Raw genomic sequence first — 18,574 nt, 5'->3', positions numbered from 1 at the left:
AATTCCGATTCACACCTGAATAAGGCGATCCTATGAAACAAAAAGTGGTTAGCATTGGTGATATCAACGTGGCAAACGACCTGCCGTTCGTGCTGTTTGGCGGTATGAACGTGCTGGAATCCCGCGATCTCGCCATGCGTATCTGCGAGCACTACGTGACCGTGACCCAGAAGCTGGGCATTCCGTACGTGTTTAAAGCCTCTTTTGACAAAGCCAACCGCTCCTCCATCAACTCTTACCGCGGCCCGGGCCTGGAAGAGGGGATGAAAATTTTCCAGGAGCTGAAGCAGACGTTTGGCGTGAAAGTGATCACCGACGTGCATGAGTCCTGGCAGGCGCAGCCTGTGGCAGACGTGGTAGACGTGATTCAGCTTCCGGCGTTCCTGGCTCGCCAGACCGACCTGGTTGCCGCAATGGCGAAAACCGGTGCCGTGATCAACGTGAAAAAACCGCAGTTTGTGAGCCCAGGCCAGATGGGCAATATCGTTGATAAGTTTATCGAAGGCGGTAACGACAAAATTATTCTGTGCGATCGTGGCGCTAACTTCGGTTACGACAACCTGGTTGTGGACATGCTGGGCTTCAGCGTGATGAAAAACGTCTCTAACCAGTCCCCGGTGATCTTCGACGTGACCCACGCGCTGCAGTGCCGCGACCCGTTTGGCGCCGCGTCAGGCGGTCGTCGTGCCCAGGTGACCGAGCTGGCGCGTGCCGGTATGGCGACCGGCCTGGCGGGTCTGTTCATTGAAGCGCACCCGGATCCGGCAAATGCGAAATGCGATGGTCCTTCCGCGCTGCCGCTGGATAAGCTGGAGCCGTTCCTGAAGCAGATCAAAGCGATTGACGATCTGGTGAAGAGCTTCGACGAGCTGGATACCAGCAACTAATAAAAAACCCGCTTCGGCGGGTTTTTTTATGGGGCATATTGCCGGGTGGCGCTGCGCTTACCCGGCCTACAAAACCCGTAGGCCTTGCAAGCGAAGCGCCGCTGGGCAAAAAGGCTACGCAAAAATCGTCATCAAATACGCTACAAACAGCGCCATATGCGCTGCGCCGTTCAGCACATTGGTGCGGCCAGTGGAGAATGAAATCTGGCACAGCAGCAGCGAGGCCACCATCACAATCATCTCCGGCGCGCCCAGCGCAAACTGCAGCTCGTTACCCGTCATAAAGGCAATCAGCGTCACCACCGGTACGGTGAGGGAAATGGTCGCCAGCACGGAGCCGAAGAACAGGTTCATTGCGCGCTGCACCTGATTGTTCAGCACCGCCTTGAGCGCGCCCAGGCCCTCAGGGGACAGGATCAGCAGCGCCACCAGGAAACCGGTAAAGGCCACCGGGGCGTTAAGCTCGGTTAACAGCGTCTCCAGCGGGTTGGCGTTCATCTTGGTGACCGCGATAACCGCGATCAGATGCACGATCAGCCAAACCGTATGCCACGCGCTGCTGTGGGCCGACGGCTTACCGTGGTGCGGGTCATCATCGTCGCCGTCATCTTCATGCTCGTACACAAACAGGCTCTGGTGCGTTTTGGTTTGAATCAACAGGAACACGCCGTACATGGCGGCGGAAATCAGCGCGACCAGCAGTGCCTGACCGGTAGAAAAATTCGCGCCCGGCAGCGCCATCGGGAAGACCAGCACGATAATGGCCAGCGGGAAGAGGGCAATCAGATACTGTTTAATACCGAACAGGTTCATATACTGGGTCGCAAATTTGCGTCCGCCCAGCAGAAGAGAGAAGCCCACCAGGCCGCCCGTCACGATCATAATGATGGAGTAGAGCGTGTCGCGCATCAGCGTTGGGGCGGCATCGCCGGTCGCCATGAGCGCGGAAATCAGGCTGACTTCGAGAATAACGACAGAAAGGCTGAGAATTAACGAGCCGTACGGCTCGCCCAGACGGTGGGCCAGGACGTCCGCATGGCGAACGACGCTAAATGCGCTGGTTAAGATGCCGACCAGAGCAAGAATATTGATACCAACCACCACTGGCAGTGACTGACTGCTTCCCCAGAAGAGCAGCACAGCCAGTGCCAGAACCGGGAAAATGAGTGACGTCTCCTTGTGGCGGGTCTTTACCGCCTCGTGTGTTGCTGTCATGTGCTTCTCCATCAATGCAGGTGCTTGTAATTATAGATAGATTTTGAGGGCATTAAACTAACAGAAATCTGTTAAATACCCTTTATTTTTTACTTAATTTTACCCTTTGTCATGGTTTTCATGTTTGATGCCTGTAATAAGATATTTAATTTAAATAGTAATTAAATAACAATAGATTATGAATTTAGTTTAATCAGTATCTATTGCCGGGTGGCACCATGGCGTATCGTCGTCCACACTTACTCTTTAGCCAAAAGAGAGGTTAGTGATGCCATATAAAACGAAACGCGAATTACCCGATAACGTGAAAAACGTCCTGCCCGAACACGCCCAGGATATCTATAAAGAAGCATTTAACAGCGCATGGGATCAGTACAAAGATAAGGACGATCGGCGGGATGATGCCAGCCGGGAAGAGACGGCACACAAAGTCGCCTGGGCCGCAGTAAAACATGACTATGAGAAAGGAGACGATGATAAATGGCATAAAAAGAAATAGCCGTGAAATTATTCGCTGCCTTCATTTTGACTTTTCAGGCGGTTGAACTTCCGTTGTATTGCAACTGGTCCGCTAATTGCTTATCGTTATTTGACTGCTGGCAAAATGACCAGCACAGAATGTCGGGAAGGCGAATTACAGATGTCGCAAGGAAGCATGCAGTGGCGGAGGTGTAAAGTGTTAACGCGTGATTTCTTAATGAAGGCAGATTGTAAGACGGCATTTGGTGCTATTGAGGAATCGCTTCTCTGGTCAGCTGAACAACGTGCGGCGTCGCTCGCTGCCACGCTTGCCTGCCGCCCGGATGATGGCCCGGTATGGATTTTTGGCTACGGTTCACTGATGTGGAACCCGGCTCTCGAATTTGTTGAATCGGCAACGGGTACGTTGCCCGGCTGGCACCGCGCATTTTGCCTGCGCCTGACGGCCGGACGCGGCAGCGCCTGTCAGCCAGGGCGCATGCTTGCACTGAAAGAGGGCGGACGCACCACGGGCGTGGCGTATCGCCTGCCGGATGCCACGCTCGAAGAGGAGCTGACGCTGCTCTGGAAGCGCGAGATGATCACCGGCTGCTATATGCCGAGCTGGTGCAAGCTGGAGCTTGACGACGGACGCACCGTAAACGCGCTGGTGTTTATTATGGATCCGCGCCATCCGCTGTATGAGGCGGACACCCGCACGCAGGTGATTGCCCCGTTAATTGCCGCCGCCAGCGGGCCGCTCGGCACCAACGCGCAGTATCTCTTCTCCCTCGATCAGGAGCTGACCCGCCTCGGCATGCAGGACGATTGTCTGAATGAGCTGGTGGTAAAGGTGAAGGCGTTGCTGGAAGGGAACCCGCTCAACAGCACGCTGCGACCGGGTTTTGCCTGAGAATACGCCCGGCTCGCCGGGCGTTTAAATTACGCTGCCACGTAACTGACCGAATGTTCCAGCGACTGGCTGTGGCTGTCGATCAGAACATCCCACGTGCCGGTATACGGCACGGTTAGCCAGGCCTTATCATCCTGAACGGTCAGAATATCCGCCTGGGACTGCTTCTGTGCTTTCGCACTCATCAGATGAATACGACAGCGCTCTGAGCAACGCACCACCACCGTATCCCCGCCAAACAGTTTCAAACTTGTTTTCACCAGTGCCATTTATTTACCCCGTCGATTTTGCCCATCCCGAGCGTGATATTGTTCACAAAATACTCATTGCATAACACCAAAGAGGGAGGCGAGGGATGCTGATTTTGATCAAAAAATGGCATAACGTTTAAACAAAAATGACAAAATGCCTGAAAGCATTCAGCTGGCGCGGGTTTTACCCGGTAAACCCGCGCGGAAATAAAATTAAATGCGGAAATGACCGGCGGTTTCAGCAAGGTCGCCCGCCTGGCTTTGCAATGCGCTGGCGGCCGCGGCGGACTGCACCACCAGCTCGGCGTTCTGCTGCACCATCCGGTCGAGATGGGTTACCGCGTGGTTGATCTCGTGAATGCCTTTCATCTGTTCGCTGGTCGCAATAGATATTTCGCGCATGATGCCGGAGACGCTGCCGATGCTGGATCGGATCTCATCCATGCTTTCCCCGGCCAGATGCACGTAGCGCGAGCCGGTGGCCACGCTGTCTGTGGTAGAGTCGATAAGCGATTTGATCTCTTTCGCCGCCTGGGCGCTGCGGCTGGCGAGGTTCCGCACTTCGCCGGCCACCACAGCGAACCCGCGCCCCTGCTCACCGGCACGCGCCGCCTCGACGGAGGCGTTCAGTGCCAGAATGTTGGTCTGGAAGGCGATGCCGTCGATCACGCTGGTGATATCGCCAATTTTTGCAGAAGCCACTTCGATGGACTGCATGGTGCTGATGGCCTGCGAGACCACTTCACCGCCGAGCGCTGCGGCCGCAGAGGCCCGGCTTGCCTGGTCGTTGGCTTCTGCTGCCGATTCATTCGACTGGGTGACGGAGGCGGTTATCTCTTCCACGGCGCTGGCGGTTTCGCGAAGGCTGGACGCGGCCTGCTCGGTACGTCCGGAGAGATCCTGGTTGCCTGCCGCAATCTCCTGCGCGGCGTTTTTCACCGAGGCGCTGGCGTCGCGAAGCTGGACCATCACCACCGAGAGCTTATCGCTGAAGGCGTTAAACGCCTGTGCAATTTGCGCCACTTCGTCATCGCCGCTGTCCGGCAGGCGCTGGGAAAGATCGTTGGTGCCGTTGGCAATGCTGTGCATCGCGTCGCGAATGTCGGACAGGCGCTTAAGCAGGCGTGCAATCAGGACGTGAACAATAGCGCCGCTCAGGAGTGCCAGGATCACCAGCGAAATCGCCGACGCTTTCAGCAGGGAACGCATGCCGGAGGTGGCGTCGCTGCTATCGAGGGCGACCACCAGCAGCCAGTTCGTGCCCGGCACGGCTGAGGCGATAAAGGTTTTTTCCTCGTCATTCAGCGTTCCGTCGACCGGGTTACCACTTTTCAGCGCTGCAAGGTCGATGCCTTTGATCGTCTCGGCAAACGGCTTCAGCGTCAGGGCCGGCTCGTTGGCGGCAATCACCGTGCCGTCGGTGTTCAGGAGTAACCCGCTGCTGGCAGGCGTGGGGTGGATACCGCGCACGTTCGCCACCACGCTATCCATGGCGACATCGCCCGCCACCACCGCTTTCAGAGTGCCATTCTCTTTCACCGGCACGGCAAATGTCACCACCAGCTTCCCGGTCCCGGCATCAACGTAGGGCGCCGTCACAACCGGGCCGTCCGTGCTCACCACCTGCTGGTACCAGGGGCGTATGGTCGGGTCATAATCCGCCGGGACGCCCGCCGGGTCGGAGAATTTCGCCGTCTTGCTGGCGTAGCCCACGTAGACGTTGGTGAAGCCGCCAGCCTGGGCAAGCTGCTTAAATACCGGAACGGGATCGTCAGCCAGCGCGATGCTCTGCGCGGAGGCAATCACCGTCATTTTGCTTTTGACCCAGTCGGCAATCGCCATGTTGTGGCTGGCGCTGGTGCTGGTCAGAATATCGCGCTGGGACTGCTGGTTATCCTGGCGCGTCACCTGGAAGTTAATAACGGTATTGAGAAGAAGGGCGACGACAAGGCAGCCTGTCGTCGCGGCGATAATGCGTGCGCGAATGGATCTGAACATAAGTGAAATACCTGCTGTGTTGTTTCCATGCCTATCGGCAACCCCGCAGGTAAACTTGATGCTGAAACCGCGTCCATAAGAAAATAATATTTTTACGGGTTTATTATTAAAAAGTTAATACTTTATCCGCGGTCAGCGTCCATTCGGCCAGTTCCACCAGCGTACCGATTTCCACGCCATCGATCAGCGGCAGCCCGGTAATACCTCGCCCGTCGGTGCAGGTCTTGCACAGTTTCACCGGTACATTTTGCGCGGTCAGGATCTCCAGCATCTGCTGAATGTTATACCCCTCTGCCGGTTTCTGCCCCTTCAGCCCGGCAGTGACGGCGTCCGACATTAAAAAAAGCCGTAACGCCAGGTCGCTCTCTTTTTCGCGTAGCGCGATCGCCAGGCGCAGGCTGTTGAAAAGGGATTCGCTGCCGTAGGCCGCACCGTTGGCGACGATCACAATCTTCTGCATGTTGACTCCTGTTCTTTAAAAGGCACGAATATTGCTTAATTACCCGGAGTTTCGCTGTCCGGGAGAGTAAGCATGACATTAATGGCCGGCATTTCGCCAGGTGCAACCGAATGGCTCCAGCGCGCAAGGCGTATGCGCCGGGAGCAGCTCAGCAGGCTGGCGCAGCTGAACGTGCTGGTGCACGGCATTAGCCAACTGGTGCATATGCTCCAGTGCGAGCGCGGGGCGTCCAACGTCTGGCTCTGCTCACAGGGTAAGCTCTACGCGCCTGAATGCAAAGCCAGCCGGGCGCTGGTGGACGAAAACCTTGCTGCACTGAATGACATTCTTGGAAAGCACTCCGCCTTCCCGGGAAGCGCCGTTTGCGAACGTATCGGCAATGCGCTGCTCACGCTGGAGACGCTTCCCGCGCTGCGCGACGGTGTAAGTCGGCAAACGCTGACGGCTCCGCAGGCAATGGAGCACTACTCCCGTATGCTGCGCCACCTGCTCAGTATCGTGCCTCAGCTTAATGACAGCATTGACGACCCGCAAATCGCGGGCCGTTTCGTCGCGCTTTATAGCCTGATGCAGGGAAAAGAGCTGGCAGGACAGGAGCGGGCCCTGGGGGCGATTGGCTTTACGCAGGGCTTTTTCGACGATGTGACGCGCCAGCGACTGGTTGACCGCATTGACGGGCAGCAGGCCTGCTTTGAGATCTTTCTCTCCCACAGCCAGGCTGACGTGCAGACTACGTTCTCACTCAACTGCCAGCCCGATCGAGAAACGGAGCAACTCCGGCGCGTGGCCTGTACCCGACAGCCTGCCGCAGACAATGGCCATACCGCGCTCGCCTGGTTTGCGCTGCAAACGGCGCGGCTGGAGCATCTGCGCGCGCTGGAAGAGACGATCATCGCAGATCTGATGGTCGCGGTGGATGAGCGTATTCAGCGCGACGAGGCGTACCCGCTTCCAGGGGATGAAGAGGACGATCCGCTTGCTCACTACCCGGATAAACCGCTGCTGACCCTGGTTCGCCAGCAGGCGCGTGAAATAGAGCAGCTGTCCCGCCAGCTCGCGTCGCTGCGCGATACGCTTGAGGAGCGCAAAACCATTGATAAAGCCAAAAGCGTGCTGATGACCCATCAGCATATGAGTGAAGAGCAGGCCTGGACGACGCTGCGCAAAATGGCGATGGACAAGAACCAGCGCATGGTGGATATCGCCCGCGCGCTGCTTACGGTGAAGAGCGTGTGGCAGGTAACACCTAAGGTGTAGCTGCACAATCAGCGGGCATTTTATGCCTGATTGAGGTGCGTGGTCGCGCGCAAAACCCGGCTTCAGGCCCTGAAACAGAGTCTTCAGACCTGGCATTAGCTTTGCATTATTTAATTAACCATTTTTGACGGTGCGCCAACGGCGGTGCATCAGTCTTCGGGATAAAGGCGTCCAGCGGTGCTTCGGCACGGCGGGCGCTTTTTTTTGGCTTTTTTTCGGGAGCGGTTATGGCGGATTTGTCGAGACGGCGATTTTTGCAGGCCAGCATGCTGGCGAGTGGCGCAGTGCTGTTACCGGGTGTAATGCAGGCCGCCTGGGCGGCAGGCTCGGATAAACCGGAACAGGAGACGGTGCGCGTCGGGTTTATCCCGCTGACCGACTGCGCGCCGGTGGTTATCGCAGCCCTGAAAGGCTTTGATAAAAAATACGGTATCACCCTTGTTCCCACCAAAGAGGCGAGCTGGGCGGCGGTGCGCGACAAGCTGGTGGCGGGGGAACTTGATGCCGCACACATTCTTTACGGCCTGCTGTACGGCCTGGAACTGGGCATCGCCGGCAAACCGCAGCAGATGGCGAACCTGATGACCCTCAACCAGAACGGTCAGGCCATTACGCTCTCCAGCGATCTGGCAGAGAAGGGCGTTCGCGACCTCGATGGGCTGAAAACGCTGATCGGGCAGCAAGCGCCGGGAACCTATACCTTCGCGCACACCTTCCCGACCGGGACGCACGCCATGTGGCTCTACTACTGGCTGGCCAGCGCGGGTATTAATCCGTTTGAGGACGTGCGCACGGTCGTCGTGCCGCCGCCGCAGATGGTGATGAACATGCGCATTGGCAACATGGTGGGCTTCTGCGTCGGCGAGCCGTGGAACGCGCGGGCGATTAACGACCGCATCGGTTTTACCGCCGCCACGTCGCAGTCTATCTGGGCCGATCATCCGGAAAAAATCCTCGGTACGCGCCGTGACTGGGTGGAGAAAAATCCGCACACCGCGCGGGCGCTGGTGAGCGCGGTGCTGGAGGCCGCGCGCTGGATCGAGGCATCCCCGGAAAACAAACGCGAAACCGCGCAGATCCTCTCCCGCCGGGCGTGGCTCAACTGCAAAGAACAGTATCTTACCGGGCGCATGCTCGGCGAGTACGACAACGGCCTGGGCCAGCGCTGGCAGGACGCGCACCCGATCCGCTTCTTCAACGAGGGGGCCGTCAGCTACCCGTACCACTCCGACGGTATGTGGTTCTTAACCCAGTTCCGCCGCTGGGGCTTGCTCAAAGCCGCGCCGGACTATGCGGGCATCGCGCAGCGCATTAACCAGACTGCGGTCTGGCAGGATGCCGCCGCCGCGGTCGGCGGCATGTCCGCACCGTCATCACCGTACCGCAGCAGCACGCTGATGGACGGCACCGTCTGGAACGGCACCGATCCGGAAGGGTACGCCAGCCGTTTCGCCATTCACCGTAAAGGGGCCTGATTATGCCGCATCTGCAAAATACGAAACCACAACAGACGTCAGAGAGCGGGGAAGTGATTGTCCTGCCTCCGGTAGAGGTTCGCCGCCGTACGCCCGCATTTGCGCGCCGGATGAACGATTTTTTACAGCGCGTGATTCCGGCGCTGCTCGGTCTCGGGCTGCTGGTGGTGCTCTGGCAGCTGGCAGCGATAAACAGCAAAGGTTTCCCGACGCCGCTCAGCACGCTTGATTCCGCTATTACCCTTTTCGCCGATCCGTTTTATCGCGACGGGCCTAACGATATGGGCATTGGCTGGAACGTGCTTGCTTCACTGCAGCGCGTTGCCATCGGCTTTGGCCTGGCGGCGCTGGCGGGCATACCGCTGGGTTTTTTGATTGGTCGCTTCACCTTTTTCGCGCGCATGTTTAACCCGCTGATTGCGCTTCTGCGCCCGGTCAGCCCGCTGGCCTGGCTGCCCATCGGCCTGCTGCTGTTCCAGAAGGCGGAGCCCGCGTCGAGCTGGACCATTTTTATCTGCTCCATCTGGCCGATGGTCATCAACACCGCCGAAGGCGTGCGCCGCATTCCGCAGGATTACCTCAACGTCGCCCGCGTATTGCAGCTTTCCGAGTGGACCATTATGCGCCGCATTCTTTTTCCGGCGGTGCTGCCCGCTGTACTGACCGGGGTGCGCCTCTCCATCGGCATCGCCTGGCTGGTGATTGTCGCCGCCGAGATGCTCACCGGAGGCCTCGGCATCGGCTTCTGGATCTGGAACGAGTGGAACAACCTCAACGTCGAAAACATTCTCATCGCCATCGTCATCATTGGCGTGGTCGGGCTGCTGCTGGAGCAGGGGCTGATGCTGATCGCCCGTCGCTTTAGCTGGCAGGAAAAATAAGGAGCGAACATGAAACCATTAATTCAGGTCCAGGCCGTGAGCCAGCGTTTTTCCACCGCCAGCGGCGAGTTTCTGGCGCTGCAAAACGTCTCTTTTGATATCCACGAGGGCGAAACCGTCAGCCTGATCGGCCACTCCGGCTGCGGCAAATCGACGCTGCTGAATCTCATCGCCGGCATTACGCTGCCGACGGAAGGCGGGCTGATTTGCGACAACCGCGAAATCGCCGGGCCGGGGCCCGAGCGCGCGGTGGTTTTCCAGAACCATTCGCTGCTGCCGTGGCTGACCTGTTTCGACAACGTGGCGCTGGCGGTGGATCAGGTGTTCCGCCACACCATGAGCAAGGCCGAGCGCAAAGCGTGGATAGAGCACAACCTTGACCGCGTGCAGATGGGCCACGCGTTGCACAAGCGTCCGGGGGAGATCTCCGGCGGCATGAAGCAGCGCGTCGGCATTGCCCGCGCGCTGGCGATGAAGCCGAAAGTGCTGCTGATGGATGAGCCGTTCGGCGCGCTGGATGCGCTGACGCGCGCCCACCTGCAGGACTCGGTGATGCAGATCCAGCAGGCGCTGAACACCACCATCGTGCTCATTACCCACGATGTGGACGAGGCGGTGCTGCTTTCCGATCGCGTGCTGATGATGACCAACGGCCCGGCGGCCACCGTCGGGGAGATCCTCCGCGTAGACCTGCCGCGTCCGCGCAACCGGGTTCAGCTGGCGGACGATAGCCGCTATCACCACATGCGTCAGCAGATCCTTCATTTCCTCTACGAAAAACAGCCGAAAGCGGCGTAGCGAGGGGGCTTTGATGCGACTGGTCATTATCGGGAATGGCATGGCGGCAACCCGGCTGATTGCTTCGCTCACCGGGCGTGCTTCCGGTCGGTTCGCTATCACCGTCATCGGTGATGAGCCGGAGCATGCCTATAACCGTATCCAGCTTTCGCCGGTGCTGGGCGGTGAAAAAACGGCTGCGGGCATCGGCCTTCAGGATGACCGCTGGTACCGGGAGCGGGGCGTAACGGTGCTGCGCGGCGAAAAGGCGCTCGCTGTGGACCTGGACGCGCGGGAAGTGCAAACCACCGCCCGCACGCTGGGCTGGGATGCGCTGGTATTTGCTACCGGGTCAACGCCCTTTGTGCCGCCGATCCCTGGCGGTGATGCGCCGCATGTCTTCACGTTCCGTACCCTGGAAGATACCCGGGCCATTCAGGCGATCGCCGGTCCGGTGGTGGTGCTGGGGGGCGGCGTGCTCGGCGTAGAGACGGCGGCAGCGTTGGCGCGTTCAGGTGACAACGTCACGCTCGTTCATCGCGGTCCGTGGCTGATGGAGCAGCAGCTGGACCAGCAGGCGGGAATGCTGCTGGAAGAGGCGCTGGCGGCGCGGGGCGTTAGCTGTGAACTCGCCTCCGGTATCGCGGCGATTGACGGGAATAGCGTGACGCTGCTGAACGGACGCCGCGTCACCGCCGCGCGCGTGGTGCTGGCGACCGGTGTGCAGCCCAACGTCGCGCTGGCGCAGGCCAGCGGCATTCGCTGCGCGCGCGGCATCGTGGTGGATCACCAGATGCGGACTTCCAGGCCGAACGTCTACGCCATTGGCGAGTGCTGTGAGATTGACGGCCAGACGTTTGGCCTGGTCGCCCCCTGCCTGGCGCAGGCGGATATTCTCGCCGCGCGGCTGGCCGGGGACGTTACCGCGCCGTTTGCCCTGACCGACAACGGCATGCGCCTCAAGGTGACCGGCGTGGAGCTGTTCAGCCTCGGGCGTGCGGAAGCGCTGGAGAGCGATGTGGTCTGGAGTTCATGGGATCCGCTGACCCGTCACTATCGGCGTTTACTGATCCATTGGGGGGCGCTGGCTGGTGTGCTGCTGATGGGCGACTGCCGCAGCGCGGCAACATTTACCGATTTACTGGCAACGGCTGTGCCCGCCCACGCGGACTGGCTGTTCGATCGTTTCACTACGCAACCGCAGGTTGCAGGACAGAACGCTATGACAAAACCTACTCTGGTGGTGGTTGGGCACGGTATGGTCGGCCATCATTTCCTCGAAGACTGCGTTAACCGTAATCTGCATCAGCAGTATCAGATCGTTGTTTTTGGCGAGGAGCGCTATGCGGCCTACGATCGCGTGCATCTCTCGGAATATTTTGGCGGACGCAGCGCGGCGTCACTCTCGCTGGTGGAAGGGGATTTCTTTGCCAACAACGGCATTGAGCTGCGCCTGTCGCAGCAGATCGTCGCTGTCGACCGCGACGCGCGCGTGGTACGTACCGCCAGCGGGCATGAAACGCACTGGGATAAACTGGTGCTGGCGACCGGCTCATACCCGTTCGTCCCGCCCGTGCCGGGCAACGATCTGCCGGGCTGCTTTGTCTACCGCACCCTTGACGACCTGGACAACATTGCGGCCCACGCCGCGGGCTCGCGCCGCGGCGTGGTGATTGGCGGCGGCCTGCTCGGGCTGGAGGCGGCGAATGCCCTCAGGCAGCTCGGGCTGGAAACTCATGTGGTGGAGTTTGCGCCCAATCTGATGGCGGTCCAGCTCGACAACGACGGCGCGGCGATGCTGCGCAGGAAAATCGAGGCGCTGGGCGTCGGCGTACACACCAGTAAAGCCACCACGGAAATTGCCTCGACGGACGACGGGCTAACGCTGCGCTTTGCCGATGGCGAACTGCTGGAAACGGACATGGTGGTCTTCTCTGCCGGCATTCGTCCGCAGGACGCACTGGCGCGCAGCGGCGGGCTGGCTGTCGGCGAGCGCGGTGGGATCTGCATTGATGACGGCTGCCGGACCTCCGATCCGGACGTGCTGGCCATCGGCGAGTGCGCGCTGTGGGAAGGGAAAATCTTCGGCCTGGTGGCGCCGGGCTACCAGATGGCGCGCGTGGCCGCCGCCGCGCTCGCGGGCGAAGATAAAACCTTCACCGGGGCAGATATGAGCACTAAGCTCAAGCTGCTCGGCGTGGACGTGGCGTCCTTTGGCGATGCCCACGGGCGCACGCCGGGAGCGCTAAGCTACCAGTGGACGCACGGCCCGCAGCAAATCTACAAGAAAATTGTGGTCAGCCACGACGGCAAAACGCTGCTGGGCGGCGTGCTGGTGGGTGATGCCAGCGAATACGCCACGCTGGTGCAGATGATGCTTAACGGCATCAGCCTGCCGAAAGAGCCGGAAACACTGATTTTACCCGCGTTGTCAGGCAGCGCGCCGAAAGCGCTGGGCGTGGCGGCGCTGCCGGAAAGCGCGCAGATCTGTTCGTGTCATAACGTCAGTAAAGGCGATATCTGCCGGGCGGTGAGTACGGGCGCAGCGGATATCGGCGCCGTTAAGCAGTGCACCAAAGCGGCAACCGGCTGTGGCGGATGCAGCGCGCTGGTGAAGCAGGTGATGGAGTTCCAGCTTGCCGAGCAGGGCGTGGAGGTAAAAAAGGATATCTGCGAACACTTCCCGTACTCGCGTCAGGAGATTTACCACCTCGTGCGCGTCAACCATATCCACACCTTCGACCAGCTCATCAGCCGCTACGGTCAGGGCCACGGGTGCGAAATCTGTAAGCCGCTGGTGGGATCGGTGCTGGCCTCCTGCTGGAACGAGTACCTGCTGAAGCCGGCGCATCTGCCGCTGCAGGACACTAACGACCGCTACTTCGCCAACATCCAGAAAGACGGAACGTATTCCATCGTGCCGCGCATGCCCGCAGGGGAAGTGACGGCAGACGGGCTGATCGCTATCGGTCAGATTGCCAAACGCTACGGCCTGTACAGCAAAATCACCGGCGGGCAGCGTATCGATCTGTTTGGCGCCACTCTGGAACAGCTGCCGGAAATCTGGCAGGCGCTGGTGGAGGCCGGGTTTGAAACCGGGCACGCCTACGGGAAATCCCTGCGCACGGTGAAATCCTGCGTCGGGTCGACCTGGTGCCGCTACGGCGTGCAGGACTCCACCGGCCTCGCGGTCCGGCTGGAACACCGCTACAAGGGCCTGCGCGCGCCGCACAAAATCAAAATGGCGGTTTCCGGCTGCACCCGCGAATGCGCGGAGGCGCAGAGCAAAGACGTGGGGGTGATTGCCACGGACAAAGGCTGGAACCTTTATCTGTGTGGCAACGGCGGCATGAAGCCCCGCCATGCGGATCTCTTCGCCAGCGATCTGGACGACGAAACGCTGATCCGCACCGTCGACCGTTTCCTGATGTTTTATATTCGCACGGCGGATCGCCTGCAGCGCACCAGCACCTGGATGGACAACCTGGAGGGCGGCCTCGACTATCTGCGGGAGGTGATCCTCAACGACAGCCTCGGCATCGCCCACGAGCTGGAGCAGGAGATGGCCCGGGTAGTAGAGACGTACCAGTGCGAGTGGCAAACCACGCTCAACGATCCTGATCGCCTGGCGCTGTTCCGCACCGCGGTGAACCACGCACCGTCGGACGATAGCAAGCGCTGGCAGGAAATCTGCGGCATTGACGATATCCCGGAGCAGGCGGGCATCGGCGCGCGGCTTGGCCGAAAACCGATTGCGCTGTTCCGCTTTGGAACGTCCGTTTATGCCCTGGACGATCTGGAGCCGGGCAGCAGCGCGAACGTGCTTTCGCGCGGCATCCTTGGCGATGCGGCGGGCGAGCCGGTGGTAATTTCCCCGCTCTACAAGCAGCGCATTCGTCTGCGCGACGGCTGTCAGGTGGAGAACGGTGAACCCGCGGTGCGCGCCTGGCCGGTAAAAATTGAAAACGGCAAGGTGTGGGTCGGAAACGAAGAGCTGGTGATGCGTGCGGAGGCCTCATGACGGATACCCGGACAACGTGCCCCTACTGCGGGGTAGGCTGCGGCATGGTCGCCAGCGTGGAGGATGGCGCGGTCAGCGTTCGTGGGGATGAAACCCATCCTGCGAACTTTGGCCGCCTGTGCGTGAAAGGGGCAGCCCTGGGGGAGACGACGGGCTTGCAGGGGCGGCTTTTGCGCCCCGTTGTCGACGGACTTGAGGTTGACTGGGCGCAGGCGCTGAACGCGGCGGGGGAGCGGCTGCGGGAGATCGTCGACACATGGGGGCCGCAGGCGGTGGCGTTTTACGCCTCCGGCCAGCTGTTAACCGAGGATTACTATGCCGCCAACAAGCTGATGAAAGGGTTTATCGGCGCGGCGAACATTGATACCAACTCCCGGCTCTGCATGTCCTCGGCGGTGGTGGGCTACAAGCGTGCCTTCGGCGAAGACGTGGTGCCGTGCAGCTATGAGGATGTGGAAAACAGCGATCTGGTGGTGCTGGCTGGCTCGAACGCGGCCTGGACGCATCCGGTGCTCTATCAGCGCCTGGTGCAGGCAAAGCATAACAACCCGCAGATGAAGGTGGTGGTGATTGACCCGCGTAAAACCGCTACCTGCGATATTGCCGACCTGCATCTGGCGCTTAAGCCCGGCAGCGACGCCGGGCTGTTTGTGGGGTTGCTCAATCTGATTCAGGACACCGATGAGTGGCCGGTTGCCCGCGTGGCGGCGTTTTGCGACCTTCCTTCAGAGAAAGTGGGGACTTTTTATGACTGGTTTGTCACCGCGCCGCGGGCGATAACGCTCTACACCATGGGGATCAACCAGTCCACCAGCGGCAGCGACAAGTGCAGCGCCATCATTAACGTTCATCTTGCCAGCGGGAAATTTAACCGTCCGGGCTGCGGCCCGTTTTCGCTGACCGGACAGCCAAACGCCATGGGCGGTCGCGAAGTGGGCGGGCTGGCGAACCAGCTGGCGGCGCATATGAACTTCGAGCCGGACGATCTCTCTCGGGTGGCGCGTTTCTGGGGAACGGAACGGCTGGCGCAGACGCCGGGCCTGATGGCGGTGGAGCTGTTTGACGCCATCGCCCGCGGCGAGGTGAAGGCGGTGTGGATCATGGGCACCAACCCTGCCGTGTCGCTGCCGGACAGCCACGCGGTGTGTCAGGCGCTGGCAGTGTGCCCGCTGGTGATGGTTTCTGAAGTGATGAAAGATACCGACACCAGCCGGTTTGCCCATATCCGTTTTCCGGCGCTGGGCTGGGGGGAGAAGGACGGCACGGTGACCAATTCCGAGCGGCGCATTTCGCGCCAGCGCGCGTTTCTGCCCGCTCCGGGCGAAGCGAAGCCTGACTGGTGGATCGTGGCTCAGATTGCAAAACGGCTGGGCTACGGCGAGGCCTTTGCCTGGGATCATCCGCACGAGATTTTTTGCGAGCATGCGGCGCTGACGGCCTTTGAAAACGACGGCGCGCGGGCATTCAACCTGCATGAGCTGGCCGGGCTAACCCGTGAAGCGTGGGAGCGACTTGAACCTTATCAATGGCGAACGGGGGATTTCCCGCGCCGAAACCTGGTGCCGGTCGAGCCGCTGCCGCACGGCGCAACGACCACCGCGCTCTACCCTCTGATCCTTAACTCCGGGCGCATCCGCGACCAGTGGCACACCATGACCCGGACAGGATACGTACCCCGGCTGATGCAGCATATCGCGGAGCCGTTTGTTGAGGTCTGCACCGCAGACGCGATCCGATTTGCCCTGTGTGACGGCCAGCTGGCGCGCATCAATTCCCCGCGCGGTGTGATGGTTGCCAGAGTGCGAATCAACGACGGAATACGGGAAGGCGAAGCATTTGCCCCGATGCACTGGAACGCTGAGTTTGCCCGCCAGGGTAAGGTGAACGCGCTGGTGGAAGGGCGTTGCGACCCGGCTTCGGGCCAGCCGGAGAGTAAACAAACCGCCGTCAGAATCATGCCCTGGCAGCCCGGCTGGCAGGGGGAGCTCTATGCCCGGGAATGGCCGGAAATACCCTCTTCGGTTCACTGGTGGCGTAAACCCTCGCGAATGACGATAGCGGGTGATAAGCCGCTGCTCCCGTGGGTCATGGATTATGCCTGCGGGCGCGGCTGGCAGCTGCAGGTTGCGCAAACCGGGGAACGCAGCAGCGTGCTGGCCTGGCACGAAGGCCATCTGATGCTCGGCTTCTGGGAAGGCACCGCGTTGCCCGAGCTGGCGCACCCGGTGATTGACGCCGCATTTCAGTCGCCACCCTCGACGCCCGCAGAGCGGCATGCGCTGCTGAACGGGCAGGGCGCGGGGAAGAGTGCCGATCCGGGGCGCATCATCTGCAGCTGTTTCAGTGTGGGAGAAAACGCGATACGGGAAGCGATTGCCGGAGGGTGTGATTCCGTAACCATGCTGGGCGCGCGGTTACGCTGCGGAACGAACTGCGGTTCGTGCGTGCCTGAGCTCAAAACAATGTTTCAGGAAATTCCGGAAAATTCCCCTTAAAGCTGCAAATGGGGAGAAATCGCGTTAAGGTAACTGGTGTTCTTACGTAAGCACCGGGTAATTCTTACGACATTGATGACTGTTTCTCCCCCTTTCCGAACGCTTGTTTTACTCTCCCTTGTTACTGCCGGAGCCGTTCATGGTGCTCCGAATTCCTTTATCCAGCAGGCACAAAATCCCTTTGATAACAACGGGGACAGTCTGCCCGATCTCGGCATGGCGGCCCCAACCGGGGAAGGGGAAAAGCATCTGGCCGAAATGGCGAAAGCCTTTGGTGAAGCCAGTATGACCGACAACGGCCTGACAACGGGCGAGCAGGCGCGGCAGTTTGCCTTTGGTCAGGTGCGCGACGCGGTGAGCGGCGAGGTGAACCAGCAGATTGAATCCTGGCTGTCACCGTGGGGGAATGCCAGCGTCAATTTGCTCGTGGATAATGAGGGCAAATTCAACGGCAGTAGCGGGAGCTGGTTTATCCCCTGGAACGATAACAACCGTTATCTGAGCTGGAGCCAGCTCGGCCTGACGCAGCAGACGGATGGCCTGGTCAGTAACGCCGGAATCGGCCAGCGCTGGGTGGCCGGGAAATGGCTGCTGGGCTACAACACCTTTTACGACAACCTGCTGGATGAGAACCTGCAGCGTGCCGGGCTGGGTGCGGAGGTGTGGGGAGAAAATCTGCGGCTGTCGGCTAACTACTATCAGCCTTTTGCCAGCTGGCGCGACAGCTCTGACGTCCAGGAGCAGCGCATGGCGCGGGGATATGACGTTACCGCCAAAGCCTGGCTGCCGTGGTTTCATCACCTGAACACCAGCGTCAGCGTCGAGCAGTATTTTGGCGACAATGTCGACCTCTTCAACAGCGGAACTGGCTATCACAACCCGGTAGCGGTCAATCTCGGGCTTAACTATACCCCCGTGCCGCTGGTGACACTGACCGCCGCGCATAAGCAGGGCGAAAGCGGAGAGAGCCAGAATAACCTCGGGCTGAAGCTCAACTATCGCTTCGGCGTGCCGCTGGTTAAGCAACTCTCCGCCGGAGAGGTTGCGGCCACGCGATCCCTGCGCGGAAGCCGCTATGACTCGCCGGAGCGTAACAGCCTGCCGGTGATGGAGTTCCGCCAGCGAAAAACGCTCTCCGTCTGGCTGGCAACCCCGCCGTGGGACCTGAAGGGGGGCGAAACCGTTATGCTGAAGCTACAGGTGCGCAGCACCCACGGCATCCGCCAGATCCACTGGCAGGGTGATACCCAGGCCTTAAGCCTGACGTCCCCGGGGAAAAGTAACAGCACCGACGGCTGGAGCGTGATTATGCCGGCCTGGAATGACGGCGAGGGGGCGACAAACCGCTGGCATCTTTCGGCGGTGGTGGAAGATGAGAAGGGCCAGCGCGTCTCGTCCAATGAGATCACGCTTGCTGTGGTGCAGCCGCTGGCTGTATTACCTGACGACGACCCGCGCTGGAAGCTGCTGCCGGATGAGTAATGC

14 protein-coding genes are annotated in these 18,574 nt (G+C 60.2%); 10 read left to right on the top strand and 4 right to left on the bottom strand.

Going from position 1 to position 18,574, the window contains the following annotated elements; all coding sequences use genetic code 11:
* The first annotated feature begins 32 nt into the window (after positions 1 to 32).
* Positions 33 to 887 carry a 3-deoxy-8-phosphooctulonate synthase gene (gene kdsA / locus V1603_RS16690; protein WP_116339376.1) on the top strand — a complete coding sequence of 285 codons (855 nt, stop codon included), beginning with the start codon at positions 33 to 35 and terminating at the stop codon, positions 885 to 887.
* Between the two features lie 114 nt (positions 888 to 1,001).
* Here kdsA and chaA read toward each other — a convergent pair whose 3' ends face one another.
* Positions 1,002 to 2,102 (bottom strand): sodium-potassium/proton antiporter ChaA, encoded by a 1,101-nt coding sequence (gene chaA / locus V1603_RS16685; protein WP_039024239.1) that lies wholly within the window; start codon positions 2,100 to 2,102, stop codon positions 1,002 to 1,004.
* Between the two features lie 268 nt (positions 2,103 to 2,370).
* On the opposite strand from chaA, the gene chaB reads away from it, so the two are divergent.
* Positions 2,371 to 2,601 carry a putative cation transport regulator ChaB gene (chaB, locus tag V1603_RS16680; protein ID WP_014884191.1) on the top strand — a complete coding sequence of 77 codons (231 nt, stop codon included), beginning with the start codon at positions 2,371 to 2,373 and terminating at the stop codon, positions 2,599 to 2,601.
* Positions 2,602 to 2,778: 177 nt separating this feature from the next.
* Positions 2,779 to 3,474 (top strand): gamma-glutamylcyclotransferase, encoded by a 696-nt coding sequence (locus V1603_RS16675; RefSeq protein WP_028013457.1) that lies wholly within the window; start codon positions 2,779 to 2,781, stop codon positions 3,472 to 3,474.
* A 29-nt stretch (positions 3,475 to 3,503) separates the two neighbouring features.
* Here V1603_RS16675 and V1603_RS16670 read toward each other — a convergent pair whose 3' ends face one another.
* The 3 genes from V1603_RS16670 to V1603_RS16660 form a co-directional block, all read right to left on the bottom strand.
* Positions 3,504 to 3,743 (bottom strand): DUF1883 domain-containing protein, encoded by a 240-nt coding sequence (locus V1603_RS16670; protein ID WP_013096243.1) that lies wholly within the window; start codon positions 3,741 to 3,743, stop codon positions 3,504 to 3,506.
* A gap of 195 nt (positions 3,744 to 3,938) precedes the next feature.
* On the bottom strand, positions 3,939 to 5,723 hold the full coding sequence (locus tag V1603_RS16665) for a methyl-accepting chemotaxis protein (protein ID WP_395312979.1): 1,785 nt from the start codon (positions 5,721 to 5,723) through the stop codon (positions 3,939 to 3,941).
* A gap of 106 nt (positions 5,724 to 5,829) precedes the next feature.
* Entirely contained in the window at positions 5,830 to 6,183 is a 354-nt protein-coding gene (locus V1603_RS16660) for a DsrE/DsrF/TusD sulfur relay family protein (protein ID WP_116339382.1), read from the bottom strand.
* Positions 6,184 to 6,255: 72 nt separating this feature from the next.
* Here V1603_RS16660 and nasR point away from each other — a divergent pair, with 72 nt between their 5' ends.
* The 7 genes from nasR to V1603_RS16625 all read left to right on the top strand — a co-directional run bounded on the left by nasR (position 6,256) and on the right by V1603_RS16625 (position 18,571).
* Positions 6,256 to 7,440 (top strand): nitrate regulatory protein NasR, encoded by a 1,185-nt coding sequence (nasR, locus tag V1603_RS16655; RefSeq protein WP_395312978.1) that lies wholly within the window; start codon positions 6,256 to 6,258, stop codon positions 7,438 to 7,440.
* A 227-nt stretch (positions 7,441 to 7,667) separates the two neighbouring features.
* Positions 7,668 to 8,915, top strand: coding sequence for a CmpA/NrtA family ABC transporter substrate-binding protein (locus V1603_RS16650; protein ID WP_166711449.1), 1,248 nt, complete (start codon positions 7,668 to 7,670; stop codon positions 8,913 to 8,915).
* A 2-nt stretch (positions 8,916 to 8,917) separates the two neighbouring features.
* Positions 8,918 to 9,796: a nitrate ABC transporter permease gene (gene ntrB / locus V1603_RS16645; RefSeq protein WP_233003030.1), complete on the top strand. Its 879-nt coding sequence runs from the start codon at positions 8,918 to 8,920 to the stop codon at positions 9,794 to 9,796.
* Between the two features lie 9 nt (positions 9,797 to 9,805).
* Positions 9,806 to 10,594: an ABC transporter ATP-binding protein gene (locus tag V1603_RS16640; protein ID WP_015570359.1), complete on the top strand. Its 789-nt coding sequence runs from the start codon at positions 9,806 to 9,808 to the stop codon at positions 10,592 to 10,594.
* Positions 10,595 to 10,607: 13 nt separating this feature from the next.
* Positions 10,608 to 14,594, top strand: a complete 3,987-nt coding sequence (nirB, locus tag V1603_RS16635; protein WP_395312977.1) for a nitrite reductase large subunit NirB — start codon at positions 10,608 to 10,610, stop codon at positions 14,592 to 14,594.
* Positions 14,591 to 17,089, top strand: a complete 2,499-nt coding sequence (locus tag V1603_RS16630) for a molybdopterin-dependent oxidoreductase (protein WP_395312976.1) — start codon at positions 14,591 to 14,593, stop codon at positions 17,087 to 17,089. The genes nirB and V1603_RS16630 overlap by 4 nt, the downstream gene beginning before the upstream one ends.
* 75 nt (positions 17,090 to 17,164) lie before the next feature.
* A complete protein-coding gene (locus V1603_RS16625; protein WP_395312975.1) occupies positions 17,165 to 18,571 on the top strand; it encodes a YchO/YchP family invasin in 1,407 nt (468 codons plus the stop codon).
* The last annotated feature ends 3 nt before the right edge of the window (positions 18,572 to 18,574 follow it).

Origin of the sequence: Enterobacter sp. ECC-219 (assembly GCF_043966805.1) — a bacterium.
Classification (GTDB): domain Bacteria; phylum Pseudomonadota; class Gammaproteobacteria; order Enterobacterales; family Enterobacteriaceae; genus Enterobacter; species Enterobacter cloacae_N.
This window is presented reverse-complemented; position numbering and strand designations above follow the sequence as displayed.